20 protein-coding genes are annotated in these 23,671 nt (G+C 67.4%); all 20 read right to left on the bottom strand.

From position 1 onward, the window contains the following. Positions 1-7: 7 nt before the first annotated feature. The 20 genes from BGP17_RS00750 to BGP17_RS00845 all read right to left on the bottom strand — a co-directional run bounded on the left by BGP17_RS00750 (position 8) and on the right by BGP17_RS00845 (position 23,614). On the bottom strand, positions 8-790 hold the full coding sequence (locus BGP17_RS00750; protein ID WP_286710699.1) for a FliM/FliN family flagellar motor C-terminal domain-containing protein: 783 nt from the start codon (positions 788-790) through the stop codon (positions 8-10). Beyond that, the gene (locus tag BGP17_RS00755; RefSeq protein ID WP_286710700.1) at positions 787-1,959 is read right to left on the bottom strand and encodes a flagellar hook-basal body complex protein; all 1,173 of its coding nucleotides are present in this window, start codon (positions 1,957-1,959) and stop codon (positions 787-789) included. Before BGP17_RS00755 ends, BGP17_RS00750 begins: the two co-directional genes overlap by 4 nt. A 3-nt stretch (positions 1,960-1,962) precedes the next feature. Continuing rightward, positions 1,963-2,406 carry a flagellar hook capping FlgD N-terminal domain-containing protein gene (locus tag BGP17_RS00760; protein WP_167300742.1) on the bottom strand — a complete coding sequence of 148 codons (444 nt, stop codon included), beginning with the start codon at positions 2,404-2,406 and terminating at the stop codon, positions 1,963-1,965. Continuing rightward, the gene (locus BGP17_RS00765; protein ID WP_286710701.1) at positions 2,403-3,188 is read right to left on the bottom strand and encodes a hypothetical protein; all 786 of its coding nucleotides are present in this window, start codon (positions 3,186-3,188) and stop codon (positions 2,403-2,405) included. The genes BGP17_RS00760 and BGP17_RS00765 overlap by 4 nt, the downstream gene beginning before the upstream one ends. Beyond that, entirely contained in the window at positions 3,185-3,634 is a 450-nt protein-coding gene (locus tag BGP17_RS00770; protein ID WP_286710702.1) for a hypothetical protein, read from the bottom strand. The genes BGP17_RS00765 and BGP17_RS00770 overlap by 4 nt, the downstream gene beginning before the upstream one ends. Then, entirely contained in the window at positions 3,627-4,943 is a 1,317-nt protein-coding gene (locus BGP17_RS00775) for a FliI/YscN family ATPase (protein WP_286710703.1), read from the bottom strand. The genes BGP17_RS00770 and BGP17_RS00775 overlap by 8 nt, the downstream gene beginning before the upstream one ends. Beyond that, positions 4,940-5,602, bottom strand: a complete 663-nt coding sequence (locus BGP17_RS00780; protein WP_286710704.1) for a FliH/SctL family protein — start codon at positions 5,600-5,602, stop codon at positions 4,940-4,942. Before BGP17_RS00780 ends, BGP17_RS00775 begins: the two co-directional genes overlap by 4 nt. Beyond that, the gene (locus tag BGP17_RS00785; protein ID WP_286710705.1) at positions 5,599-5,952 is read right to left on the bottom strand and encodes a hypothetical protein; all 354 of its coding nucleotides are present in this window, start codon (positions 5,950-5,952) and stop codon (positions 5,599-5,601) included. The genes BGP17_RS00780 and BGP17_RS00785 overlap by 4 nt, the downstream gene beginning before the upstream one ends. Next, positions 5,939-7,243, bottom strand: coding sequence for a flagellar basal-body MS-ring/collar protein FliF (gene fliF / locus BGP17_RS00790; protein ID WP_286710706.1), 1,305 nt, complete (start codon positions 7,241-7,243; stop codon positions 5,939-5,941). The genes BGP17_RS00785 and fliF overlap by 14 nt, the downstream gene beginning before the upstream one ends. 14 nt (positions 7,244-7,257) lie before the next feature. Then, positions 7,258-7,581, bottom strand: a complete 324-nt coding sequence (gene fliE / locus BGP17_RS00795) for a flagellar hook-basal body complex protein FliE (RefSeq protein ID WP_286710707.1) — start codon at positions 7,579-7,581, stop codon at positions 7,258-7,260. After that, the gene (gene flgC, locus BGP17_RS00800; protein ID WP_167300750.1) at positions 7,578-8,000 is read right to left on the bottom strand and encodes a flagellar basal body rod protein FlgC; all 423 of its coding nucleotides are present in this window, start codon (positions 7,998-8,000) and stop codon (positions 7,578-7,580) included. Before flgC ends, fliE begins: the two co-directional genes overlap by 4 nt. 1 nt (position 8,001) lies before the next feature. Next, positions 8,002-8,346 (bottom strand): flagellar basal body rod protein FlgB, encoded by a 345-nt coding sequence (locus BGP17_RS00805; protein ID WP_086130292.1) that lies wholly within the window; start codon positions 8,344-8,346, stop codon positions 8,002-8,004. Between the two features lie 18 nt (positions 8,347-8,364). Further along, positions 8,365-9,495: a flagellar basal body P-ring protein FlgI gene (gene flgI / locus BGP17_RS00810; RefSeq protein WP_286710708.1), complete on the bottom strand. Its 1,131-nt coding sequence runs from the start codon at positions 9,493-9,495 to the stop codon at positions 8,365-8,367. Further along, positions 9,495-10,067, bottom strand: a complete 573-nt coding sequence (locus BGP17_RS00815; protein WP_286710709.1) for a flagellar basal body L-ring protein FlgH — start codon at positions 10,065-10,067, stop codon at positions 9,495-9,497. Before BGP17_RS00815 ends, flgI begins: the two co-directional genes overlap by 1 nt. Then, a complete protein-coding gene (locus BGP17_RS00820) occupies positions 10,064-10,756 on the bottom strand; it encodes a hypothetical protein (RefSeq protein WP_286710710.1) in 693 nt (230 codons plus the stop codon). Before BGP17_RS00820 ends, BGP17_RS00815 begins: the two co-directional genes overlap by 4 nt. A gap of 4 nt (positions 10,757-10,760) precedes the next feature. Further along, positions 10,761-11,531 carry a flagellar hook-basal body protein gene (locus BGP17_RS00825; RefSeq protein WP_286710711.1) on the bottom strand — a complete coding sequence of 257 codons (771 nt, stop codon included), beginning with the start codon at positions 11,529-11,531 and terminating at the stop codon, positions 10,761-10,763. Beyond that, on the bottom strand, positions 11,528-12,235 hold the full coding sequence (locus tag BGP17_RS00830) for a flagellar hook-basal body protein (protein ID WP_286710712.1): 708 nt from the start codon (positions 12,233-12,235) through the stop codon (positions 11,528-11,530). Before BGP17_RS00830 ends, BGP17_RS00825 begins: the two co-directional genes overlap by 4 nt. 279 nt (positions 12,236-12,514) lie before the next feature. Beyond that, positions 12,515-12,856: a DUF2185 domain-containing protein gene (locus BGP17_RS00835; RefSeq protein ID WP_167300756.1), complete on the bottom strand. Its 342-nt coding sequence runs from the start codon at positions 12,854-12,856 to the stop codon at positions 12,515-12,517. Next, positions 12,837-13,322 carry an ankyrin repeat domain-containing protein gene (locus tag BGP17_RS00840; protein WP_286710713.1) on the bottom strand — a complete coding sequence of 162 codons (486 nt, stop codon included), beginning with the start codon at positions 13,320-13,322 and terminating at the stop codon, positions 12,837-12,839. The genes BGP17_RS00835 and BGP17_RS00840 overlap by 20 nt, the downstream gene beginning before the upstream one ends. Further along, positions 13,319-23,614, bottom strand: a complete 10,296-nt coding sequence (locus BGP17_RS00845; RefSeq protein WP_286710714.1) for a GH-E family nuclease — start codon at positions 23,612-23,614, stop codon at positions 13,319-13,321. The genes BGP17_RS00840 and BGP17_RS00845 overlap by 4 nt, the downstream gene beginning before the upstream one ends. Between the last annotated feature and the right edge of the window lie 57 nt (positions 23,615-23,671).

Below are 23,671 nucleotides of genomic sequence, written 5' to 3' on the forward strand. Positions count from 1 at the left end.
GGGCTACTCATCGGGTTGGAGCTTCTATGATTTCGAGCGCGGGACCGCGCTTGCCTTCGACGACGGCACAGCGGCCCCGCGCAAGCGGCACCCCGTCCACCGCGAGCGGCAGGATGTCATCGGTCGCGCGGTCGAGCACGAGCACGTCGCCGCAGCCGAGCCCGGCGAGATCGGCGACGGTGATATGGCTGCGGCCGAGCAACGCGGAGAGCGACACGGGGATTCCGGCAAGCGCGGCACTGCCGGAACCAAGCGGCACACCGACCGCCGGCTCGGGCAGCACCTCCCGCACGAAGCGCGCGAAACTGGGCGCCGACAGCTCGATCAGGAGCGTCAGCCCGCGCGTGGCGGTGACGGCCTCGAGCCGATGTATCGCCCCCTCGCCGCGCCCCGCCTCCGATGGATGCCAGACCGGCTTGCCCAGCGCGAGGCACTGAACGAGGCGAGACTTGAGGCCATCCAGGCATTCCTTGCCCAGTGCCTCGAGCAGCGCCAGATCGTGCGCGTTGCGCTGGCCCGCGGCTGCGGGCACGCCGAGCACCATCGCCCCCAGCGCCATCACGCCCGCCGGCGGCAGGCCGATCGCCACCCCTTCGTCGCAGCAATGCCACACGGCCTTGCGCAATTCGGCGCGCGGTGCCGCAATGCGGGCGAGCCCCCCGGCGACGCGCATCGGCTCGCCCGCGAACCACTCGCCCGACCAGCTCTCGACCATGCCGGCGAGCAGGTTCTGGACCGAAGCGGGCGCGAGCGTTCCGTCGGGCAGCCAGGATCGGCAGGGAAGCGTCATCCCTGGCCCCGGATGCCGAAGAGCTGCTGGATCATGTCGTTCGAAACGCTGACGATCTGCGACGAGGCCTGGAATCCGCGCTGGATCAGGATCAGGTCGCCGAACTGCTTGGACAGGTCGACGTTCGAGGCCTCGAGCTGCCTGGCCTTTACCAGGCCCACCCGGGGATCGGAGCTGGCAAGATACATGCGCTCGCCGCTGCCATTATAGGTGAACAGGCCGCCATCCTTCTCGACCAGCGACTGGGTATCGCGGAAATCGGCGAGCGCGACTGCGCCCAGGTCGAGCTTCTGCTCGTTCGAATAGGCAAGCTCGAGATTGCCGGTGGCGTTCACGGTAACGGTGGTCAGCGCGCCTACGCCGTGCCCGTCGATCGAGGATGCGCGCAGATTGGAGACATCGCCGGAGGAATAGGATTGCACGGCCGAGAAATCCAAGGTCACCTTGAAGTTGTTGGTGGTATCCTCGACTTCGATCTTGGCGGCGCTGGGATCGATGATGCTACCGATGAATTTGAGGCTCTTGGTCGCGACCAGGCCCTTCTCGTCGCTGATCTTGACGGTCCATTCGCCGGCGGCCGTGCCCTTTTCGAACTTCGCGCTCCATTTGTGCGAGCCGCCCTTGCTGTCGTACACGACCATGTCGTTGATCGTGACTGCGTTGACGGCAGTGTTCGACAGATTGTCCGTGAAGGTGATCGTGGTGCTGCCGAGCGGGGCGCTGGTGCGCTTCTGATCGATCGAAAGGCTCACCGGCCGGCCGGAGGAATCGAGCGTCGCCAGCCGATATTTCGTGCCCGAGAGGACGATGAAGCCCTTGTTGTCCACCTCGAAGCTGCCGGTGCGCGCATAGAGCATCTTGTCGCCGTCCATCAGGACGAGGAAGCCGCCGCCGTCGATCGCCAGGTCCAGGTCGCGCCCGGTCTGCCGCAGCTGGCCGGCGCTCAGGTCGAGCCGGCTCTGGCCGATGCCGACTCCGTTGCCGCCGCCATTGCTGTCGGTGTCGTGCGAAAGGCCGCCCTGGCTGCCGCTGCCATAATAGTTCTGGAACGTCACCGTCGAACCCCGGAAGCCCGAGGTGTTGAGATTGGTCACGTTGTTGCTGACCTGCTCGAGTCCGCGGGAATAGGCGTTGAGGCCACTGAGGCCGATATAGATGGCACCGAACATGGCTTAGTTCCCCTTCCTGACTTGCGAGATGCTGGCGATCGCGAGGTTGCTGATCGTGCGATTGTCGGCCGTCTTGATCGTGATCCGCGGCGTGCCATTGCTGAAGGTGACCGCGGTTACCAAGCCCGTGAGCGTGGTCGCCCCCGCCGGCACGTCGACCGTGGTGCCGAGCAGGCCGGTCGCCTGGCTGGTCGCCTGGGCGGAGACCAGCGCCTCGAGCCGGTCGTTCATCGTCTGGCTCTGCTGGATCTGCGAGAACTGCGCGAGCTGCGAGACGAACTCGAAATTGTCCATCGGCTTCAGCGGATCCTGATAGGTCAGCTGGGTCAGGATGATCTTCAGCAGCGCATCGAAGCCGAGGCCGAAGGCATCGGTCGCCGCATTGGCGGCGCCGGCATTCTGCTGGCCGCCGTCAGCGGCGCCTACTGGCGCGGTTTGCGCGATCATCGTTCACTCTCCCGTGGCGGCATGGCATTGATCTGGATTCGGGCGGCGGAAAGCCCATGGCGGCCGAGCAGCGCGGCGATTTCGTCGCGCAACTGATGACGTTCCGCTTCGTCCAATCCCTCGACGCGCGCCGCGATCTGCAAACCGCTCTCGATCTCGTGCAGCGCCACATGCAGCGCCGAACGCGCGGCGCCTGGCGTGCGATAGGCGCGGTGCCGCAGGGGCGCGACGGGATCGGCCGCCTCATTCTCTGCGGTCGCCGGCGGCGCGGCCGCCATGCCGCTCGCCGGCTTGGCGACGACGGTCGCCGGCCCTGCCCTGGCGACGCGCATCGCCGGCCCATGCCCCGCGCCCGATCGCGCCATGGTGCTGCCCCCGGGGATGGCGGGGAACGCGACTTCCGGACGCAGCGCCGCGGCCAGCCCTGCCGGCGCGACGCCGGGCGCCTGTGCCAGCGCCGCCTCCTCTCGCTCGAGCATTACCGCCTGGCCTGGTATCTTGCCTGCATGGCCGAAGAAGCCATCCTGATTGAACACGCGCGCGAGCGGCGCGGGCGCCTGCTGCGCCGGGTCCGCGCCAACGACATCGGGGACGAGCAGCGAAGCTTCGGGAGCCGGCATCGAAGGCGCTTCGGCGAGCGCCGCCTGCTCTGCCGCAAGCGCGCCGCCGGCACCGAGCAGCTGCGCGAACAGGTCGCTCGGCGCCTGCCCATGCTGCTGATCGGCGGAATCGCCCCGCCCCTCGGGCGGCATGGGGCCGGTATGCGGGAGAGGTCCAATCATGCTCGCCTCCAGTTCGAAGCTATGCGGTCCGCCAGCGCATCGAGCGCGCGCTCGTCACGGTCCCGGCGGCGCGCGCGGCGGCTGGTGTCGAGCGCGCGGTCGGCAAGCCGGCAATGTGCATCGCCGTCGTGCCAATCCTGCTCCGCGGCGGCGCACGCCTCGACCATTTGCGCGCGATGCGCCTGCGCGGCGGCACTCGCCCGGCCCTGTTCGACAAGCTCGGCGGCAAGCGCGCGGGCGAAATCCGGCGCGAAGTCCGCGCTGCCGAGATGCGCGTCCCATGCCCTTGCGGCCGTTTCGGTGCGCAGGTCCGCGCGACGCGACGCGTCCGCCGCCTCCTCTTCGCGCGCCTGCGCCGCGGCCAGTTCCTGATGTGCGGCCATGCGCTGCGCGACACGGAGCGCGGCGATGTCGGCGAGTGCGCGATGGGTGCGGCGATCATGCATGGCCGCCACTCCCGGCAGCCGTGCGCAGGCCTGAAAGCGTATCGGCAAAACCCGAATTCTCGCTCTGCCCCTGGCGCAGGAACGCCATCAGCTTCGCGCGCATAGCGATCGCCTGATCGATCTCGGCATTGGCGCCGTCCTTGTAGACGCCACTCTCGATCATCACGCGCGCCTCGTCATAGACGCCGAGCTGCGTGACGGCCGTGCGTGCCGCGCTGGCATGCTGGCGCTCCATCAGCCGCGCCGCCTGGCGGCTGATGGAACGCGACACGTCGATCGCCGGGAAATGGCCGCGCTCCGCAAGCGTGCGCGACAGCACGATATGGCCGTCGAGCAATGATTTCATCACTTCGACGATCGGGTCGTCGACATCGTCGGTCTCGCTCAGCACGGTCATCACCGCGGTGATCGCACCGCCGCCGCCGGTGGCGCCGCACCGCTCGACCAGGCGCGGCAGGGCCGCGAACACATTCGGCGTATAGGCGCGCACCGTCGGCGGCTCCCCGGCGGCGAGGCCGATCTCGCGCAGCGCCATGGCGAGACGCGTGACCGAATCCACGACCAGCAGCACATGCTGGCCGCGATCGCGCCAATGTTCGGCCAGGCACAGCGCCACATTGGCTGCCCGAGCACGCAACGCCGCCGTTTCGTCGGATGTCGCGGCGACCAGGGTGAAGCGCTCCGCATCGGCGCGGGCGGAAAGCGTGCGCCAGATCGCCTCGACTTCGCGGCCGCGCTCGCCGACCAGGCAAAGCACCACGCGATCGCACTCGATCTGCCCGGCGAGCTGCTCGAGCAGGCTGGTCTTGCCCACCCCCGCGGCAGCGAAGATGCCGACGCGCTGGCCCTCGCCGAGCGTCAGCAGCCCGTCGATCGCGCGCAGCCCGGTCTTCACCATGCGCCGGGGCGCCGCACGATCGAGCGGGCGCGGCACCGATCCGGCAAGCGCCGTCCGAGCCTCGACGGCGATTGCGCCTCCGCCATCGAAGGGCCGCCCGAACGCATCGATCGCCCGCCCGGCGAAACCGTCACCCACCGCCGCCGAGCCGCCGCCGGGCAGCGCCGTCACCCGGGCGCCGGGGCGCACCTGGCGATCCTGTTCCAGCGGCACCAGGATCAGCCCGGCCTCGTCCACCGCGGCGACTTCGACGCGCACAGCGGCACCCTCCCCGGCGACTTCGCACAGGTCGCCTACGGTGCAGGCCGGGCCGGTCGCCTCGAAATGGCCATGCGCGACCTTGCGCACGAAGCCGATGGGGTGAACCAGCTCCAGATCGCGCAGCCGCTGCAGGAAGGGATGGAGGGTCATCCGGCCATCTCGGCCAGCAGCGCCGACAGCGCCTGCCACTGCGTGCGCACGTCGAGATCGACCTGGCCGAGCCGGCATTCGATCCGGCTGGCGCCCGCGCGCAGCGCGCGGTCGCTCTCGACGCGCAGCCCTTCCGCGCCGAGCTCGGCCGAAAGCGTTGCGAGCGCGGCAGCGTCCGGGAAGTCCTCTGGGCTCACATGGATCGCGATCACGCTCGATCGGCGCAGGGCGGCGAGCTGGCGCGCGATCATCGCCTCTGCCGGGGCGGCCCAGCCCTCGCCCTCGGCGAACATCTTGGCCAGTGCGGCCCGGGCAAGTTCCGGCGCGAGCCTGTCGAGCGAATCCAGCTGCGCAGCGAAGTCCGCCCGGGCCTGTTCCAGCCCCTTGCGGACCGCGGCGATCCCGTCGGCCTCTCGCCGTTCGGCCTGGGCCAGCCCCTCCTGCCGGCCTTCCTCGCGCGCGACTTCCACCGCGCGCTTCGTCGCGGCTTCGTCCTCGCCGCGCTGGCGCTGGAGCCGTTCCACCTCGGCAAGCAATTGCGCACGCTCGATATCGCGCGGATCCGCCGCCGGCGCTTCGCTCGCTTCGACCGGCAAGCGCGGGCCGCCGATGAAGCTGCGCACCGCAATGCCGGCATCGGACTTGATGAGCATGGTCATGGCAGCCTGCCACGCGGGCGGAGCAGGCCGCCCATCGCCTGGGCGAGCGACGCGCCGCGCCCCTGCTCGGGGCGCGAGGCGCCCTTCCCCGCCGGCATCAGGAACGCATCGAGCGCGCGCCGCCCCGCCACGGTGAGCCCGGTGTCGCCGCGTGCCTCGAGCCGCGCCGCGATATCGGCGGAATAGGGAGAGACGGGTTCGGCGGGCCCGCTTGCCGAAGCGGCGAGCCGGGCACGGACGCGCCGGCGCTCCTCGCCCCCCAGCTTCGCCAGCACCGCCTTGCGATCGCCGGCGGACATGCCGCGCAGTTCGTCGATCAGGATATCGAGCCGGGCTTCAGGCAGCAGCATCGCCAGCCTCCTCCGTCATGTTGAGCTGGCGGCGCAGCCGCTGCGCGAACGCCTCCTGCTCTTCGCCGCTCATCCGCGCGCCCGGGCGGCGGAAGCGCCAGACCAGCACTGCCGCCATTGCGACGCCGGCAACCAGCCACAGCCAGATCGGCGGCCAGGCGAAGCCGAAACCCTGGGCCGGTATCGGTGCTGCCGCCATGGGTGCGCCTGCCGCCGCGTGGCTGGGCTGCGCGATCGGCGGGGAAGATACGGGCTGATCGATCGGCCCGGTTTCGAAGGACAGGCTGTCGCCGGCCTGGTCGTCGAGCCCCGTCGCCTGGACGATGGCATTGCGCGCGATCTGCTGGTCCTCCGAATTGATCGGCGCTTCGCTGATGAACAGGATGCGCATGCGGAAGTTGCGCGCCGCCCCTTCGCCCGACGGCGTCCAGCCGGCGGCAGGAACCACCGTCGGATCGGCGCCGGCGGTGCCGCCGGCTGCCGCCGTCGGCGGCGCGCCGTTCGGCAGGAGCAGGACCCGGAGGGCAAAGCGCACGCCCGGCATCTGTCGCTCGACCGCGCCGCGCGCTCGCGCCCGATAGTAATTCTCGACCGCGCCGCGCTCCTCGATATCGGCGGGGCGTTCGGCGCCCGTGCCGCCGTCGACCACGGGCGGGGGGCTGATCACATGTCCGGCCGCGTCGAGCACCACCACCTTGCTCTCGGGCAGATCGGGGACGGCCGCCGCAACCAGCTGCTGGATGCCGGAGACGCGCGCCGGATCGGCCGTCTGGCCCGGCTTCATCGTGACGGTCACCGCTGCCTTGGGGTCGACCCGGTCGCCGCGGAAGAGCGCCTTTTCGGGCAGCGCGAGATGGACGCGCGCCGTCTCCACTCCGTCCATCGCCGTGATGGTACGGACCAGTTCGCCCTGGAGCGCGCGCTGATAGTTGATCTTCTGCGCGAAGTTGGTGAGCCCCATGTCGGACTTGTTGAACAGCTCGAAGCCGATCTGCCCGCGCGCCGCCGCATCCGACCCGGCGATCGCGACGCGAGTGGCATCGGCCTGCCCCTCCGGCACCAGGATCGTCGCGCCGCCGTCGCGCAAGCGATAGGCGACGCCGCGCTTGTCCAGCTCCGCGACGATCGCGGAGGCATCGGTCGGACGCAGCCCCTGCGCGAGCACGACATAGTCGGTGCGCAGGAACAGGAAGTAGCCGATGGCGAGCAGCAACAGGACGAGCCCGAAGACGCCGCCCAACAGGTACAGCTGTCCGCGCGCGGCGGCGGGAGCGGGAACGGGGTTTTCCATCGGAGATCAGCCGGTCAGAGGGGCATGTTCATGATTTCGCGATAGCCCTCGACGATCCGCGAACGGACCTGCATCGCGAGCTCCACCGAAAGCCGGGCCTGTTCCAGCGCCATGGTGACCTGGTGCACCGGCACCGAATCGTCCACCGTGAACTGCTGGACGAGCTTGTCCGCCGTGGCGAGCTTCTGGTCGACGCCGCGCAGCCCGTTCATCAGCACTTCGCCGAAGCCGGCGCCCCCGGCGGGCTGGGCAACCGTCGCAGTCGCTTCGCCCAGGCGCATCGCGAGCGGCGCCGCATCGGCACCGCCGATCGCCGCGATCCCCTCGATCCCGGTCATGCCTGCTTGCCCAGTTCGGCGGCGCGCGAATACATTTGCTGCGCGATGCTCATCGCCGTGAGATTGGCCTCATAGGCGCGCGACGTCTTGATCAGCAGCGTCATCTCGGATGCATGGTCGACATCGGGATAGGTGACGAAGCCATCGGCGTCGGCATGCGGATGGCCGGGCTCGTAGACCCGGCGCGTGCCCGCCGCCATCGGCTCGACGCCGAGCACCTCGACGCCGCCGGGCGTCTTGTCGCCCGCCCGCACGAGATGCTTGAAATCGACTTGCGGCCCCGACAACAGGCGCAGCGGGTGGAACGGCTGGCCGGAAGCGGTGCGGCTCGTGTTGATGTTGGCGAGGTTCTGCGCGATCACCTGAAGGCGCTGCCACTCGACGTCTAGGCCGGTGCGGCTGATGGCGATGGCGTCCATCTCAGCGGCCTCCCGACACGATGGTGCGGGCAAGCTCCATCTGACGCCCGAGGATCGAGAGCAGCGCGCCATAGCGCATCGCGGTCTGCGAGGCGTTGGCGATCTCCAGGTCGAGCCGCATCTCGCTGGCGATGCGCGGCATCGGCTCGAGCTCCACCTTGGGCTCGACGCCGGCGATCGCGCCGCCGCCCTGCGTCGCCGCGCTGCGCAGGCTGTCCTCGAACGTGACGCGGATCGGCCGATAGTTGGGCGAGTTCGCGTTGGCGATGTTCTGCGCCGTCGCCTGGTAGCGCGCGGTAAGCCCGTCGAGCGCCTTGGCGATCAGCGCCGTCGAAATACTCTCCATGTCCCCACCTTCTTCACGCTACTGAACGATGATCTCCGCGTGCAGCGCGCCCGCGGTCTTGATTGCCTGGAGGATGCTGATCATGCGCCGCGTATCGACATGCGCGCGCGACAATGCCTGGACGAGATCGGCAACCGAAGTGTTGGGGAAACGGAACGACTGATCCCCCACCCCTTGCGCCACTTCGAGCTTGGTATTGGTGACGATCAGGCTGCTGACGTCATTGGCGAAGCCGCCATAGAAGCCGCCGGGCTGCGACGCGCTGCGCTCGCCGGTCACCGTCACCTTGATGTCGCCCTGTGCGATCGCGACGCTCGAGATCATCACGTCGCCGCCCGCCACCACCGTGCCGGTGCGCTCGTTGATCACGATGCGCGGCGCGATGTCGGGCTCGACCCGGACATTCTCGAGCTGCGCCACGAAACCGGTCACCTCCGCCGGCGCGCCGGCGAAGCGAATGCGGACCTCGTCGGCATTCTTCGCGAGCGCGGTGCCATAGCCGAACCGCGCATTGATCTGCTCGGCGATGCGCTGCGATGTCGAGAAGCTCGGGTTCGCAAGCAGGAACGCGACCTCGTTGCCCCCGCGCAGCACCATCGACTCGACCGGCGCCTCGATGGTGCCGCCGCCCTGGAGCACCGCAGTGGTCGGATAGTTGCGCTGCTGCTGGTTCAGATCGGCATCGAACCGATAACCGCCCACCAGCAGCGGCCCTTGCGCAAGCGCATAGGTGCGCTGGTCCGGGCCGAGCAGCGGCGTCATGATCAGCGTGCCGCCCGCCAGGCTGCGCGCATCGCCGATCGACGAGACCGTGACGTCGATCCGGTCACCGACATTGGCCGATGGCGGCAGCACCGCAGTGACCATGACCACCGCGACGTTGCGGCTGCTGAGCTGATCCTCGGTGACGCTGGTGCCCAGGCGGCTCAGCACGTTGCGCAGCGCCTGGCGCGTCACCACGCTGCGGCGCGTATCGCCCGATCCGGCCAGGCCGGTGACCAGGCCATAGCCGACCAGCGCATTCTCGCGCCAGCCGTCGAACCTGCCCAGGCTCTTGAGCGGCACCGACTGCGCGATGGCGGGCGCGACCGGCATCGCAAGAGCCAGCACGAGGGCAACCGCCGCGCGGACCGTTCCGGCGCCGCGCATCAGCCCAGCCCCAGCAGCGAGAAGATGCGGTTGAGCAGCCCGGGCTTGGCGCTGCGCGAAACAAAGCCCTTGCCGTCATAGTTGATCTGGGCATCGGCGATCCGGCTCGAGAGCACGCTGTTGTCGCTGCGGATATCCTCGGGCCGGATGCGCCCCCGCACGGCGATCAGCGTCTTCTCGCCGTTCACGTGGAGGCGCTGCTCGCCGACGATGCGATAGTCGCCATTGGGCAGCACCTGTTCGATCGTGACGCTCAGTTGTGCGACCAGCCGCTCGCTGCGCCGCACCTCGCCGCGCCCGGTATAGCCGCCGCCGAAGGAGAGCTGGCCGCTCTCGTTGATCGAGCCGGCATTGAGCCCGCCCGACACGTCGGTGCTCTTGCGCGTCGCGTTCTGCGTGGTGTTCGAAGCCTCCGCCGCCTGCTGGACGACGACCGTGATCGCGTCGCCCACGCCGCTGGCGCGGCGATCCGCCGCCATGGAGGACCAGTTCCCGCCCCTGTAGAGATCCTGCGCGGCCGCGGGCGTCGCAAGCAGGAGCGCCGCGGCCGCGGCTGCCAGCCTGAGGCTCATCGTCCGCCCTCCTTGTCGACCAGCGCAAGCGGCGCTGCGAAGACCTTGCCTTCGCCGTCGCGCACGAACAGGCGCGCGCCCGGGCGGCCGGATTGCATCGTGGTCACCGCGCGCTCGACCGTCACCGGGCCGGCCGCCGAGCGCAGGGTCAGCGGAGTCCCCTTGCCGATTGCGTCCCGCGGAAGCGCTGCCAGCCGCCCGAGATACGCCCCTGCCGGCAGTGCGGCGCGCGCCACCGCCAGCCCATCCCGGTCATAGCGCAGCGCCGCGGGCACAGTACCGCGGCATTCGGCCGCGACCACGTCGCCGGCCTTGACGGCGGCACCCGCCGGAATCGCGGCTGCGGCGGCGAAGCAGCCACCGCCGATGCGGGCCGGAAGCGCCGCGATCGCCGCGCGTATCCGGACAATCTCCCCTGCCGGCGCGGATATCCGCAGCCCCGGCACCCGACGGCGCACCAATGCGGCGACGTCGCGGGCCGGCAGCGCAAGCGTCGTCGCGCCATGCGGCAGCCGTGCCACCACCAGCTCGGCGATGCCCGCCGGCAGCGCGCCCTCGCGCGCGGCGACCAGATCGCCGACGCGCAGCTGCGCCGAACGCACCTCGACCATCGGCCTGAGCGCGACATCCCCGGCGCCGCCCGCCGCGGCGACGGCGAGCGCCACCCCCATGACGATTCCCCCTGCCATGTTCCTAGCGCCGAAGACCGTTCGCAATGCCCATCAGCTGATCGGCGGCCTGGACGATCTGGGCATTGGCGGCATAGGCGCGCTGGACGAGCATGAGCCGCACCATTTCGTCGGTCAGCGCGACGTTCGATTGCTCGATCGAGCCCTGGACGAGCATCCCGGTGCCGTCTTCGCCTGGCACCGCTTCGCTGAGGGCACTGGCATCGTCGACGCGATAGAGGCCGCCATCGAGCCGCGAGACCGCCGATGGATCGTTGACGCGAACGAGCTGGATCTGCCCGAGTTCGACCGGATCGGCGCTATCCGGCACGCGCACGCGCACCACGCCGTCCTTGCCGATCTCGATCGCGCTGGCGTCGCCCGGCACCGTGATCGCGGCCCGCAACGCGACGCCATGGCTGGTCGCGAGCTGGCCGTCGTCATTCACCTTGAGCGCGCCGCCGCGCCACAGCAGCGTCTGGCCGCCCGGACCCATCAGCTCGATGAAACCCTGGCCGTCGATCGCGATGTCGAGCTGCTGGCCGGTGCGCTCCAGCTGCCCCTGTTCGTTCAGCATGAACTGGGTATCGAGCATCACCCCCGCGACATCCGCGGGAAGCTGGCGCAGATCCGGCGTCGCCACGTCCACCGGGCGGCCGGCCACCACGTCCGAAAAACGCAACTGGACGCGCTTGAACGCCGGCGTGTTCACATTGGCGATGTTGTTGGCGATGCCATCCAGCGCACGTTGCTGCGTCTGAAGGCCCACCGCTCCCACATAGAAGGCGTCACTCATCGCGTCTGTCCCAGGCTGGAGATCGCGCGGCCGATCAGATCGTCATAGACCTGCACCAGGCGAGCGCCGCCTTCCGACTGGCGCAGCGCGGTCATCATCGCGACCATTTCGTCGCCCATCTCGACATTCGAGCTTTCCACCATGCCCTGGCGGATCACCGGCCCGCCGACCGTGTCCATCGCGCCCGCCCCGGCCGAGAAATAGGATTCGCCAACCGGTGTCAGCGCCTGCGGATCCCTGGTGGCGAACAGCTCGATCCGGGCGACCGGGCGGCCGTCCTCGATCACGGTGCCGTCCTGCTGGATGGTCGCCGCCTGGCGATCGAGCACCAGGTCGCCGCCGCCCTGCTGCTGCAGCACATAGCCTTGCGGCGAGACCAGCGTACCGTCCGCGGCAAGCTTGAACTGGCCCTGGCGCGAATAGACGATGCTGTCGCCCGCACGGAGCTGGAAGAACCCGTCGCCGCTGATCGCGAGGTCGAACGGATTGCGCGTCTCGGTGAGCTTGCCCTGCGCGAAATTGCGGCGGACCGCGACCTCGGGAAGCGGCATCGCATCGTTCCCCGAAGCCTGGAGAAGCTGCGAAAACCCTATCTGCCGCTTGAAACCGGGTGTGGAAACATTGGCGACGTTGTGCGCCGCCACTTCCAGCTTTCTTTCGGACGCACTAAGAATAGCCGTCGCCGCTTCGACGAGCCCCGACATTTCATCCCCCCGTTACTGTCCCGATATGAGACAGTCCGGGGTGTCCGCCGTCAAGTGCCTCCGATTAAGAAATATTTCGATGTGTTGCGGCAACGTTTCAACCGCGGAAATCCCGCGATTCGCCGAAATCCCATTCCATCCCAGACAGCTATGGGCCGCGGCTCCAAGTGCCTTTTGCTGCCATTTCGGTTCATTCTTTTGGGAGCAATTCCACGCTTCGAACCGGAAAGGCCCTCCTCCGATTCGCATGCGATGCCGGCCGCCGACGTCCTTGCCCGATCAGTTCTGCGCGTCGCCGACTTCGCGCCATGGGCCGGTCTGATCCCGCTCGAACGCACTGCCGATCGCGCTGTCGAGGATCGAAAGGATCGCCGGATCATAGTTTGCGATGGTATTCACCGCGTAGAAATCATGCCGGGAAGCGTCCGCCATGTACGCGTCGTCTTCGTCTCCGGCGAAGAACCGCCAGCCGCTATCCGCCCCGTTCACCGGCCGCTCCCGATAGGCATAGCCGATCATCCTGCCGTCAACGGTTACGCGGTCCGTCGCGGTCGCGGCGCCCCAGCCGCTGACGAGCGCGACCATGTCCTCGGCGGCGATCCTATATTGCTTTTCCGGCATGCCTCAGCTTCTCGATCAGTTGCGCGTTGCCCATGTCGATCGCCAGGTCGAGCGGCGACTTGCCCGCCCTGTTGCGGATATCCGGATCCGCGCCATGGGCAAGGAGCAGATCGACCAGCGCATAATCGCCCCGCGCGGACATCACCGCGGTCCAGAGCGCGCCATTGCCATGCTTGTTCGTCGCGTTGACGTCGGCACCCGCGCGGATCAGCTTCTCGGCCAAAGGATAATATTGATATTCCATGGCATAATGGAGCGCCGTGAAACCGGAACGATCGCGATTGTCGAGGTCGACGCCGCGCTCCACCAGCCAAGCCGCAAGCTCGGGCTTGCGGCTGGCAATGGCCTCCTGAAGGGTCGTCTGGCCGATATCCCCCTTTGCCCGGATGTCATCGGCAGTGATCCGCGTTTCGATCGCCGGCGCATCGGACCGAATCAGCGTGAAGACGGCCGCTTCGGGTATCATTGGTATCTCCTGCTCCTGTTGGCGCCGGGCGCCTCCGGCTGGTAATTCCGCGGATCATGATATTCGCGGAGGAACTGCTCGCGACTAATCTGCCCGCTCATATACCGATCGTGCAAGGTCTTGTAGTCCTTGCCCGGAAGATGGCCCATGTCCCACTGGCCATTGCGGTTCCGGCCACGGTCCCAGGTAAGGACCTCGCCGGTATTGGGATCGCGTACCACACCGTCCGGCGAGCGGCGCACCGCATTCTCCCAGACGCTGTCGACCTGGCCCCGCGCGTAGCTCGGACGGCTGCGCGCATAGGGCATGCGCCGCGTGGTGGGCGTCGGATCGGGCGTGGATACCGGCGTCTCGATCGTCGGCGCGCGACGGACCGCGCCGCGCAGGCGCTGCGCGATGCCCTTTGCGAGCGATGGCAGCGAACGCAGCGTCCCGACGATGTCGCGCGAGCTCAACCCGAGCTGGATCAGCGTAGCCGCGCCCACTGCACCGGCGGACGCTTCGGTCGGGTCATATCCCTTGTCGTCATAGCGGTTGCCGACCGCGTCGCTGACATATTGCGTGGCGGCGCCCTGGAGCTGGCCGACGGCCTGGCTGATGAAGAACTTGGCCGGCCCGCCGAAATACCAGGTCGCCGCATCCGCGGTATAGCCGGCAACCGTCACGCCGATCCGCAACCAGGGGCGCGAATCGATGACTTCGCCGATCCGCTGCGCCTTGTCGCCGACGATGCTTACCGCACTGTCCACCGCGACGACGCCGAGCGCCGCCCCCTGACGCGTACCGTCGGTGGGCAGGTCCTCGCGCCGGTATCCGATGACGACGACCGTCTGGAGGATCTCGCCGGTCTGCGGATCGACGGTCGGCTGGGCATTGTTCTGTGCGTTCTGTTCGGCGATCTGCGCATCGTATCTCGCCGGATCATAGCCCCGCCCGCCGGACCGAAGCGCTTCGTTGATCTGCGCGTCGCTATAGCCTGACGCACGACCGGCGATCGTTGCCAGCGTGCGCTTGTTGGCGGCGAGCCGGCTCAGCGCGCCTTCGCGACGCGCCTCATAGTCGCCGACGGTCTCGTTCCGGCCCTGCGGGCGGGCATAGTCGTCCGAGATCCTCGGCGCGTCGAGATAGGCGGCCCGGACCTCGGCAAGCTGGTCCTTGTCGGTGATGCCATATTCCGCGGCGAACCGCTGGGTTTCCGACTCGGCATATTCGATCCGCGCCTGCTCCTTGGTGCTGGTGACGCCGTTGAACAGGATGTCGCCGATCGTTTGCGCGATGACGTCCGGGATCGCGGCGACCACCGCGTCGCCGAAGCTCGTGCCCTCGATCGCGCTGCGCGTCGCGGCATTGGCGATGGTGCTCGCCGCACCCTGGGCGAAGTTGACGAGATAGTTGCCGATCGAATTATTCTGGCTGATCGGCTCCACGCCCATCCACTTGCCGGCCTGATAGCCGACCGCCGCACCCACCCCGGCGGCCGCGACGCCGGCCCAGCTGAACTTGTCCTGCAAGCCGGTGGCGACGCCGATGCCCTGGGTTATCGCGCTGCCGGCGGCACCGCGCGCCGCGGCACCGATGATCCCGCCGCCGCCAAATGCCTCGTTGAGACCGCCCGACACCAGCGAGCCGATCGCGGCCATGCCGACTGCCTTCCAGCTGAACTTGTCCTGGATGCCCGTCGCAACGCCGATGCCCTGGCTGACGATCGAGCCGATGGCCGCGGCACCCGCGCCGATGGCCAGCCCGCCGGCCACGCCGGCCGCACCGATCAGGCCGCCGCCGACGACGGTGGTGATCCCGGCACCGACGCTGGTCGCCAGGCCGGCGGCCGCCAGCGCCGCGCCCGCGGTTACCACGGTGACTGCGATCGCCACCACCGCGAGGATGATCGCGCCGAAGACGCCGCACTTGTTCTTCTTCTGCTGCTGCGGCTGCGGCGTCGACGGGGTTACGTCGCCGATCGCCTCGCCCGGATTATAGGGCTTGAGCCCGGAGGCGTTGTAGCTCGACTTCACCACGCCGCTCGGCAGCGTCAGCGTCCGCCCCTCGACGAGCGCGGAGGCACCGGTCAGGCCATTCGCCTCGGCCAGGCGATACCAGAGGTTGGAGTCGCCATAGATGGAGAGCGCGATGCCCTGGAGCGTGTCGCCGGCCCGCACGGTGTAGCTGCCGCCCGACGAACCCTGGCTGTAGCTGTTGATCGGATCGTAGCTGTTGGCGAACTCCGCGTAGGAGCTGCCATAGCTCGCGCCGTTGCGGAACGCGCCCGGCGTGGTCGGCGAGACGGTCTGACGCTCGCTGATCGACTGTGCGGTCGACACATCGTTGGTGCCGTTGTTACCGACATAGCCCAGCTGGCGCGCGTTGAACCGGTACCAGATCTCGTGCGGATCGCCGTTGGACCAGTTATAGTCCTGCTCGTCCCGGCGGATGATCTGCCCCTCGCCGTTCATCTTGAACGTGACGTTGCGCGCGCGGGCATCGCCGACATAGAGCGACGTCAGCTGGCCTAGGCCGTTATAATAGAAGCTGGTGTAATAAGTAGTCGACTGGCCGGTATTCGGCTTGTGCGCGATCTGGGACTGCACCGCGCCGTCCCACCAGGTATAGCTGTTGGTGGTCATCGTATCGGGCGCGTTCGCGTTGTTGTTGTCGCGATAGTTGATCGTCGAGACGCTCAGCACCGATCCCAGCGCATAGTTGGACCCATAGCCATAGTCGTAATAGCTGTACGACTGATAGGTGTGCCCGTCATACTTCTTGGTCGACGTGCTCTCGTAGGTGACCTGGCCCTTGTTGTTGTAGCCGACATTGCGGCTATAGGCGATCGCCGAACCATAGGCCTCATAGTCGTTCTGCTGGGTCATGTGGCCCACCAGGTCGTAATAGAAGCGCGAGCGCACCGTGCCGGTCGCGGGCGCCGCGGGGATCGTCCCGGGCGGGGTCGCGACGCCGGTGTTATAGTCATAGTCCTCGGAGACATAGCCGCCGATCGAGGTCTGGATCTCGTAGATACGGCCGGCGCTGTTATAGATATAATTCTCGCGGCTCTCGTAATAGCTGCCCGCGTAGTAATAGCCCCATTCATAGTCGTAATAACCGGGCGAATATTCCGTCCGCATCACGGCGATGCGCTGGCCGGCGAGATCGTACAGGATGTCCTGGCCGCCGCCGGTGCCGTACACCGCTTCGCCGCGGACGATCTGGCCGCCGCGCAGCGTGCCCTTGTCGGTGACCACCCGGCCCATGCTGTCGTAGCGGAACCAATAGTCGCTGGTCGTCGAATAGGACGAGACATTGCCCTGATAGTCGAGCGTCCGATAGGTCGCCGTGGTCCGGCGGACATTGCCGTTCGCATCATATTCATAGGCGATGTTCGCCGCGGGCATCGTCGCCGTCCCCGCCTCGGCGAAGGTCTTCAGCCGGCCCAGCGCGTCATAGGTGACGCTCGAATTCTGCAGCGTCGCCGAAGTGGTGTAATAGCTCTCGTCGACCCAGTAGCTGTTGGTCACGTACCCGTAATAGGGGTCATATTCCTCGTACCAGTAGCCCGGCGAATAATAGCCCGCTTCCTCGCTGGTCTGCTCGGTCAGGCGCTGGCCCAGCTTGTCGTAGCTGTAGGTGGAGACCGTCCGCGCCCAGCTGGTGTTCACCTGCGGATTGGGGGTGCCCACGATCGTCTGGCCGACCATGCCGGTGTTGAGATAATTATAGGTCGTATAGAGCCCGCCCGTGCCGACCTGGCTCAGCCGGCCCGAAATGTCGTAGCTGTAGCTCCAGACATGTCCGCCAAGGTCGGTCTTGGCGGTGGTGCGGTTGAAGACATCCTTGCTTTCGACGAGCGTCTTGCCGTTGGCGTAGGTCGTTACCTGGGTCCAGCCGCCGAAGGTGCCGATCCCGCTGGTCGAGATGCCGCCGTTCCACGAATAGCCGGCCGTGGTGAGGTCGCCGCCGAACGCCAGCTGGCTGGTCACCCGGCCGAGCGCATCATATTCGGTCAGCGCCTTTTCGGGCGTGTAGCCGATGATCGGCGTGTAATATTCCCAATGGCCCCCGCCGCCATAATAGCCGCCATAGGGATCATAGGGATCCTCGACCCAATAGGATTCCTCCGGGCCGTAGATCGGGTTCTGATAGAGGTTGTTCCATGCCTGGATGCGCTGGCCCAGCCCGTCATAGGCATAGTTCTCGACCAGGCCGCCATAATGCGAGACGCCGGTGACGCGGCTCATCGCGTCATAATCCTGGGTGGTGACCCGGCCGATCTGGTCGGTGATGCGCCGCGTATCGCCATGGATATCATAGGCGTTGGCGATCTTGCCGCCATCGGCCGCGAAGCTGGTGACGACCAGCGCCTGGCTGACGCCATAGCCGGTGCCGGCAAGCAGGCTCCGCGTCGAGAGGTTGCCGTTCGCATCGCGCCCGCCGATCAGCCGGCCGCTCAGGTCGTAATAATAATATTCGGTGGGACGAACGCTCTGCTGGGCGCCATTCTCGAGCGTGATCGAAACGGTCGGGCTCTCGCTCTTCGTCAGCTTGCCCATCGTGTTGTAGGTATAGGTGAGCGTCGCGCCGAGCGCGTTCGTCTCGCTCGCGATCTCGCCGAACGCGTTGTAGCCGCGCGCAGTGACGAACTGGTCGCTGGCCGAAGCGCTCAGCTGGCGCCCCTCCTCCACCACCTGCACCGCTAGGTTGCGCTTGTCGTAGCTCGTATAGGTGGCGTTGACCGTCGACAGGCCCACCAGCGAGAGCGCGCCCAGGAAGGACTGGCCGGCCAGGTTCGTCCCGGCCGAGGTGATCGCGACGGTCTGGTTGCCGTTGCGATCATAGCCGAAGAACTTCCAGACGCCGTCCCCCGAATTGGTCGCGGTCAGGCGGCCGGCATTGTCATATTGGTTCTCGGTCTGCCAAAGCCCGTTGACGCCGTTCCGGGAGACCTGCCCATAGCTGTTATACTGGGTCTGGCTATAGTCGATCATCGCGAAGCCGCCGCCGTTCCAGGTGGCGACGCCCTGGAACACCTTGCGGCCGGCAAGGTCGTAGCGTGACGCGATGGCGTCGGTCACGGCGCCGCCCGCCGCAGTGGCGCGCGTATAGCTTTCCTTCTTCACCCGGCCCGCGACGTCATAGGCATAGTAGCGGCTGAAGCCGGAGGCGTCGGTGGTGCTCGCCAGGCGCCCATCGGCGCCGTAGCTGTAGGTCGTCACGCGCGCCGCGGCGTTGGTCGCCCCGGATTGCACGGTACGCGACAGGTTGCCCAGGCCGTCATAGAGATATTGGGTGGTCGGCGAGACCCACTGGCCGTTGAAGTCGACAAAGGCCGAGCGCGTCTCCACGCCCAGCCGGCCCGCGCCGTCATAGCCGTAGAAGGTCTGGTCGCCGCTCGCCTCGGTCTTGCGGACTACCTGTCCCAGGCCGTTGTAGAGATATTGCACGATCGCGGTGCCGCTGACCGAGCTCAGCGCCCCATTGCCCGCATTGACCGAATAGGCCTCGACCGAGAGCCGCGCCTCCCAGGTGCGATTGCCCTGCCGATCATACCCATATTGCGTGACCCGGTCGGCACCCGACGTGCCCACGCCCGGTGCGCCACCCAGCGACGCCGCACCGGCATAGCGCGTGGCGTAGCGGCGCTCCTCGGTGACATTGTTGTCGGGATCATAGCCCCAGCTCGTCAGATAGCCTTCAGCATCGAGCTGCCCGGTCTTGCGGCCGAGCGCGTCGTACCAGCTATAGGTCTCGCCGCCATTGGGATCGACGACCTTCTTGAGGTTGCCGACGCCGTCATAGGTGTAGCTGGTGGTGAGATTCGCCGCGGCATAGCCCGTCGCGTAGCTTCCGGTGACGACGTTCAGCACCTGGCTCGAGCTCGTACGGCCGAGCGCGTCATAGTTGAACAGGGTCTCGCGATAGCCGGTCGCGGGCGGCGAGGGCGGCGTGCTGCCGACGCTCCCCGGCAGAGCGATCGAGCCCGCATAGACGCGGTTCGACTTTACGTTGCCCGCAGCATCATAGGTGAAGCTCGAATAGGTGTTCTCACTGGCCGAGGTCTGGCGGATCTCGACCGTCTTGCGATTGAGCGCGTCATAGTAGAACAGCCGGCGCGCGCCCGCGACGTCGATCATTTCCTTGACGTTGCCGCGCAGGTCGTAACGGATCGTCTCGACCGGAGTGACCGTCGACACCGTGACGAGATCGTCGGCGATCACCGAAACCGCGTCGCCGCGCGTCTCGATCAGGCGATCGTTCTTGTCGAAACCATAGGTCGTGGTGCGGCGGTTGGAAAGATTGTCGGCCTCCACCACCTTGGTGCGATTGCCGCGCGCATCATATTCATAGCGGTTGACCACGGTCGAGCTGGTGAGGTTGCCCGCGGCATCATAGGTCGGCTTGGGCAGCGTCTCGGTGAGCACCCGGCCGAGGCGATCATGGGTATAGGTCGTCGCCGCCCCGGCGACGGCGCTGTCGGTCGACGATTTTGCCGTGACCGAGAGCCGGTTGCCGAGCCCGTCATAGCTGTAGGTTTCGAAGAAACCCATCGCATCGGTCGTGCGGAGGAGCCGGCCCAGCTTGTCGTAGAGGAAGCTGGTGGTGGCATCCTCGGTGCCGTTCGCGGCCACCGAGGGCGGCGTCGCCATGGCGGCGGTGCCGGTCACCTGGTTGAAGCGGCGGGTCAGGCTCGCCTTCTCGCCAAAGGCGGTATAGCTGGTTTCGGTCAGGTAGTTGCCGGCATCGCGCGTCTGCGCGATCCGCCCGAGCCGATCGTACCAGCTATAGCTCGAATAGCCCAGCGCATCGGTGGCCTTCCAGGCCTGGCCGAACGCATTGTATTCGTAGCTGGAGACACCGCCCAGCGCATCCGTCTGCGTCTTGAGTTGGCCGAGCTTGTCATAGGTGAAATTGGTGACGTTGCCGTTGGGATCCGTAGCCTGGATCCGGTTGCCGAGGCCATCATAGGCATAGCTGGTCGTCGACGCCTGCGCGGTGCCCCAGGCGCGAACCTCGGTGACGACTCGCCCGGCGGCGTCATAGCCATAGGCGGTGATCACCTGGTCGCCCGTGCCATAGGCATCGTACCGGGCGTTGAGCTTGCCGGTCGCGGTATAGTCGTACAGCGTCAGGACGCCGAGGGCGTCATACTCGGTGTAGAGCATGCCGTCGGGGTGATAGCCATAGCTGTGCGCGGCATAGTCGCCCGCCCCCGCCGTCGCCGCGTCGACCTGGCCGATCGTCGTCGCGTTCGAAACGCTGATCCTGTTGTTCCAGAGGATGCTGGCCGTGATCTTGCCCGAGGCACTATAGTCGGTCCGCGAGACGAAGCCTTCGGCGTTCACCACATAGCGGGCCTCGCCGCGCGCCGTGTACCAGGTGCGGGTGATCCGGTCGGCAGCGCCGCCGGCGTTGTTGCCCGACCACCCGTTCATCGTCGAGACGGACGGGAGCGAGCCGGTCACGTACTTGGCTGCATATTGGACCGAGCGGATCACCTGGCCGCTCGTATCGTAGCTCAGCCCGACGACACCGCCATCGGCATCGATCGAGAAGGCAAGCCGGCCCGCCGCGTCATAGACCGACCAGCTGGTCCGGTTGTCGGCATTGCTCGCCAGCGAAGCGGTGAGTGCCTTGACGTTGTCATAGGTATAGTCGCCGGTCGCGGCCATTGCCGCGGCATATTGCACCGTGCTGGTCCGCAGGCCCGCCGCGTCATAGCCATAGGCAGTGACCTGGTTGAGCCCGTCGACGACATAGCGCAGCAGCCCCTGGCCGTCATAGACGTACCGCACCACGCGGTCGCCGGCCGAACTGCCGACGCTCGCCGCCAGGTCGTTGAAGCTGCCCGCCGCGCGCAGCCCCGCGGGGACGGCGTTGTACGAAGCGATCTCGGAGACCTTATTGCCCGCCTTGTCATAGACGTTCCGGACCAGGAAGCCCTCTCCGTCCAGCCTGCCGAGCAGGCGGCCGTCGCGATCGTAGAAGCTGCGCGTGATCGCATCGGCGGCGGTCGGCGCCGGGATGTCGGTGAGCAGCGGCGGGGTGGTCTTGAAGCCGGCGATCTGTCCCGCGGTCAGCTTGACGGCATAGGCGGTGGTGCCGACCAGGCGACCGGACTTGTCATAGGCCATGGTCGCCACGCTGCCGTCGCCCGCGATCGAAGCGACGACCTGGCCCAGCTTGTCATAGACCGACCAGCTCCACAGATCCGCACCCGACGCGCCCGGGCGGATGGCGCCCACATCGAACACGCTGTCCGGATTCTGGAGGATGGCCAGCTGGCCGGCGGTCAGGCGCGTCGCGTAGCGCGTGGTCGAGACGATGCGATCGTTCGCATCGTAGCGATACTCGGTCATGTCGCCATAATGGTTGACGTCGGCGATCAGCCGGCCCGCCTTGTCATAGGCGGAATAGCGGCTGAGCCCGGCAGCGTCGGTCGCGATCCGCACGCGGCCCAGCTTGTCGCACTGGCTGGCGGCGGTCCCGCTCGCGACATAGCTGCCGCTATCGGTCAGGCTGACCAGATCGCCGGCCTTGTTGTAGGTGGAGGTCGACACATAGCCCGATGCGAGCGTGACCGTCGTGGTCGTCGCCGTATCGTTGAAGACGAAGCTGGTGGTGCCGCCGTTGATGTCGGTCGAGGCGGTAATACGGCCCATTCCGTCATAGACGAAGGTCTCGGCGACCTGCCCCTCGTTGCTGCGTGCGAGCAGCCGGCCCGCCTGGTCATAGGTGTAGTAGGTGCGCCGCGCGCCCTCCGCCGCCGATTCCGCGCCTCCGGCGCCGGCGATCCCGAAGCTGCGCGTCGAGGTCATGCTCCCGCGCGCATCATAGGTGTTCAGGGTGATCTGGGTCGACGACCGGTCGGCCAGGCCGTTGCGCCATGCGTCCATCGTCGCTTCGCTGAGCGCGCCGGCGCCGATCCCATAGCTGTGCTCGGGATATTCGATCTTGTACTGGAGCTCGCCCGCCGCCGTGTAGCGGAATTCGGTCACATAGCCTTCGCCGCTGACGACGTATCGCAGATGGTTCCTGGCATCATAGGCGAAACGGCTGGTGACGCTGACGGCGGCGCCGCTCGCGTCCGACGCGGTGCGGGTCTCGGTCAGCAGCTCGTTCTTGCTGCCATAGGTTCGGGTGACGACATTCCCCAGCACATCGGTGGCGGTGAGCACATTGCCGTTGCCGTCATAGGTGTAGCTCGCCGAATTGCCGGACGCGTCGGTGGTGCTGATCAGGTCGCCATTGGCATTGTAGCCGAACTGCACGACCTGCTGCGCGGCGCCGCTCGAGGCGGGCGGCGCGGTGATCCTGGTGAGGTTGCCGGCCGCGTCATAGTCGAGCCGGGTCACTTGCCCGGTCGCGTCGGTTATCGTGGTGTAGCCGGCATAATAAGCGAGCGTCGTCACGCGGTTGACGCCCGAGCTGGCGAGCTGGGTCAGCGTCGCGACGCGGCCCGATCCGTCATAGGTGACGGTCAGGCTCGAGCCGTCCTTCTGGGTGATGCTGTTGACTCGGCCGGCGCCGTCATAGCCATAGCTCGTCCAGTAGGAATCGGCATCGCCGGGCAGCGCATTGTCGGCCGGGGTGAGATCGGTGCGGACCTTGGTCAGTTGCGAGCCGGAATATTCGTACCAGACGCGCGACAGCGTCTTGGAGAGGCCCGTCGCGAGATCGGTATAGCCGGTGGTGACCTTGGTGATGTTGTAGCCGGACCAGCTATATTGCACCCAGGCGCCGTCCGCCGTGGTCGCCTTGTCGAGCTTGTCGCCGACATAGGTATAGGTGATCGCGTTGAGATCGGTATCGCCTTCCCAGACGATGCGGCCGCCGTTCAGCTCGTCATATTTCTCCACGCGCTGGGTGTCGCCATCGGTCCAGATCCACTGGCTGCCCGACTTGACGATCTGGTCGTACGCGCCCGCGCCTTCCTTCGAGACATAGGCCGAGCGGGTGGCATCCCAGGTGTAGATCGTCTCGCTGCCGTCGGCCGAGACGCGGCGCACGGTCGTCCCCGAGACCGTCGTCACGCGCCGGTCGGTGCTCTGGCGCCACTTGTCGTTATTGTCGTCGTCGGCGGTCGCCTGGCTGTTGAAGGCGCGGCCGATCGCGACATCGGGGCCGCGGCCGACGAGATATTCATCCTGTCGCGAGATCAGCAGGTTGCCGTTCGCGGCGTTGACGAGGACATTGTCGCCCCCCCGCCCCTGCGATGCGCTGCCGAGCAGGCCCGACCCGCCCAGAACCGAGCCCGACCCACGCTCCAAGCCCGTGCCGGCACCCGTGAAGATCGCAACCATCCGCCCCTCCAAATCGCCGCGGCGGCAGTCCCTTGCTGTCGCCCGCGATTGGTAGTC

Source organism: Sphingomonas sp. 67-41 (genome assembly GCF_001899725.1).
GTDB classification, from domain to species: domain Bacteria; phylum Pseudomonadota; class Alphaproteobacteria; order Sphingomonadales; family Sphingomonadaceae; genus Sphingomonas; species Sphingomonas leidyi.

What these genes read in the sequence shown, in the direction of transcription:
- BGP17_RS00750 (WP_286710699.1), bottom strand. Translation starts at nt 790, where the DNA reads ATGACGCTTCCCTGCCGATCCTGGCTGCCCGACGGAACGCTCGCGCCC.
- BGP17_RS00755 (WP_286710700.1), bottom strand. Translation starts at nt 1,959, where the DNA reads ATGTTCGGTGCCATCTATATCGGCCTCAGTGGCCTCAACGCCTATTCC.
- BGP17_RS00760 (WP_167300742.1), bottom strand. Translation starts at nt 2,406, where the DNA reads ATGATCGCGCAAACCGCGCCAGTAGGCGCCGCTGACGGCGGCCAGCAG.
- BGP17_RS00765 (WP_286710701.1), bottom strand. Translation starts at nt 3,188, where the DNA reads ATGATTGGACCTCTCCCGCATACCGGCCCCATGCCGCCCGAGGGGCGG.
- BGP17_RS00770 (WP_286710702.1), bottom strand. Translation starts at nt 3,634, where the DNA reads ATGCATGATCGCCGCACCCATCGCGCACTCGCCGACATCGCCGCGCTC.
- BGP17_RS00775 (WP_286710703.1), bottom strand. Translation starts at nt 4,943, where the DNA reads ATGACCCTCCATCCCTTCCTGCAGCGGCTGCGCGATCTGGAGCTGGTT.
- BGP17_RS00780 (WP_286710704.1), bottom strand. Translation starts at nt 5,602, where the DNA reads ATGACCATGCTCATCAAGTCCGATGCCGGCATTGCGGTGCGCAGCTTC.
- BGP17_RS00785 (WP_286710705.1), bottom strand. Translation starts at nt 5,952, where the DNA reads ATGCTGCTGCCTGAAGCCCGGCTCGATATCCTGATCGACGAACTGCGC.
- fliF (WP_286710706.1), bottom strand. Translation starts at nt 7,243, where the DNA reads ATGGAAAACCCCGTTCCCGCTCCCGCCGCCGCGCGCGGACAGCTGTAC.
- fliE (WP_286710707.1), bottom strand. Translation starts at nt 7,581, where the DNA reads ATGACCGGGATCGAGGGGATCGCGGCGATCGGCGGTGCCGATGCGGCG.
- flgC (WP_167300750.1), bottom strand. Translation starts at nt 8,000, where the DNA reads ATGGACGCCATCGCCATCAGCCGCACCGGCCTAGACGTCGAGTGGCAG.
- BGP17_RS00805 (WP_086130292.1), bottom strand. Translation starts at nt 8,346, where the DNA reads ATGGAGAGTATTTCGACGGCGCTGATCGCCAAGGCGCTCGACGGGCTT.
- flgI (WP_286710708.1), bottom strand. Translation starts at nt 9,495, where the DNA reads ATGCGCGGCGCCGGAACGGTCCGCGCGGCGGTTGCCCTCGTGCTGGCT.
- BGP17_RS00815 (WP_286710709.1), bottom strand. Translation starts at nt 10,067, where the DNA reads ATGAGCCTCAGGCTGGCAGCCGCGGCCGCGGCGCTCCTGCTTGCGACG.
- BGP17_RS00820 (WP_286710710.1), bottom strand. Translation starts at nt 10,756, where the DNA reads ATGGCAGGGGGAATCGTCATGGGGGTGGCGCTCGCCGTCGCCGCGGCG.
- BGP17_RS00825 (WP_286710711.1), bottom strand. Translation starts at nt 11,531, where the DNA reads ATGAGTGACGCCTTCTATGTGGGAGCGGTGGGCCTTCAGACGCAGCAA.
- BGP17_RS00830 (WP_286710712.1), bottom strand. Translation starts at nt 12,235, where the DNA reads ATGTCGGGGCTCGTCGAAGCGGCGACGGCTATTCTTAGTGCGTCCGAA.
- BGP17_RS00835 (WP_167300756.1), bottom strand. Translation starts at nt 12,856, where the DNA reads ATGCCGGAAAAGCAATATAGGATCGCCGCCGAGGACATGGTCGCGCTC.
- BGP17_RS00840 (WP_286710713.1), bottom strand. Translation starts at nt 13,322, where the DNA reads ATGATACCCGAAGCGGCCGTCTTCACGCTGATTCGGTCCGATGCGCCG.
- BGP17_RS00845 (WP_286710714.1), bottom strand. Translation starts at nt 23,614, where the DNA reads ATGGTTGCGATCTTCACGGGTGCCGGCACGGGCTTGGAGCGTGGGTCG.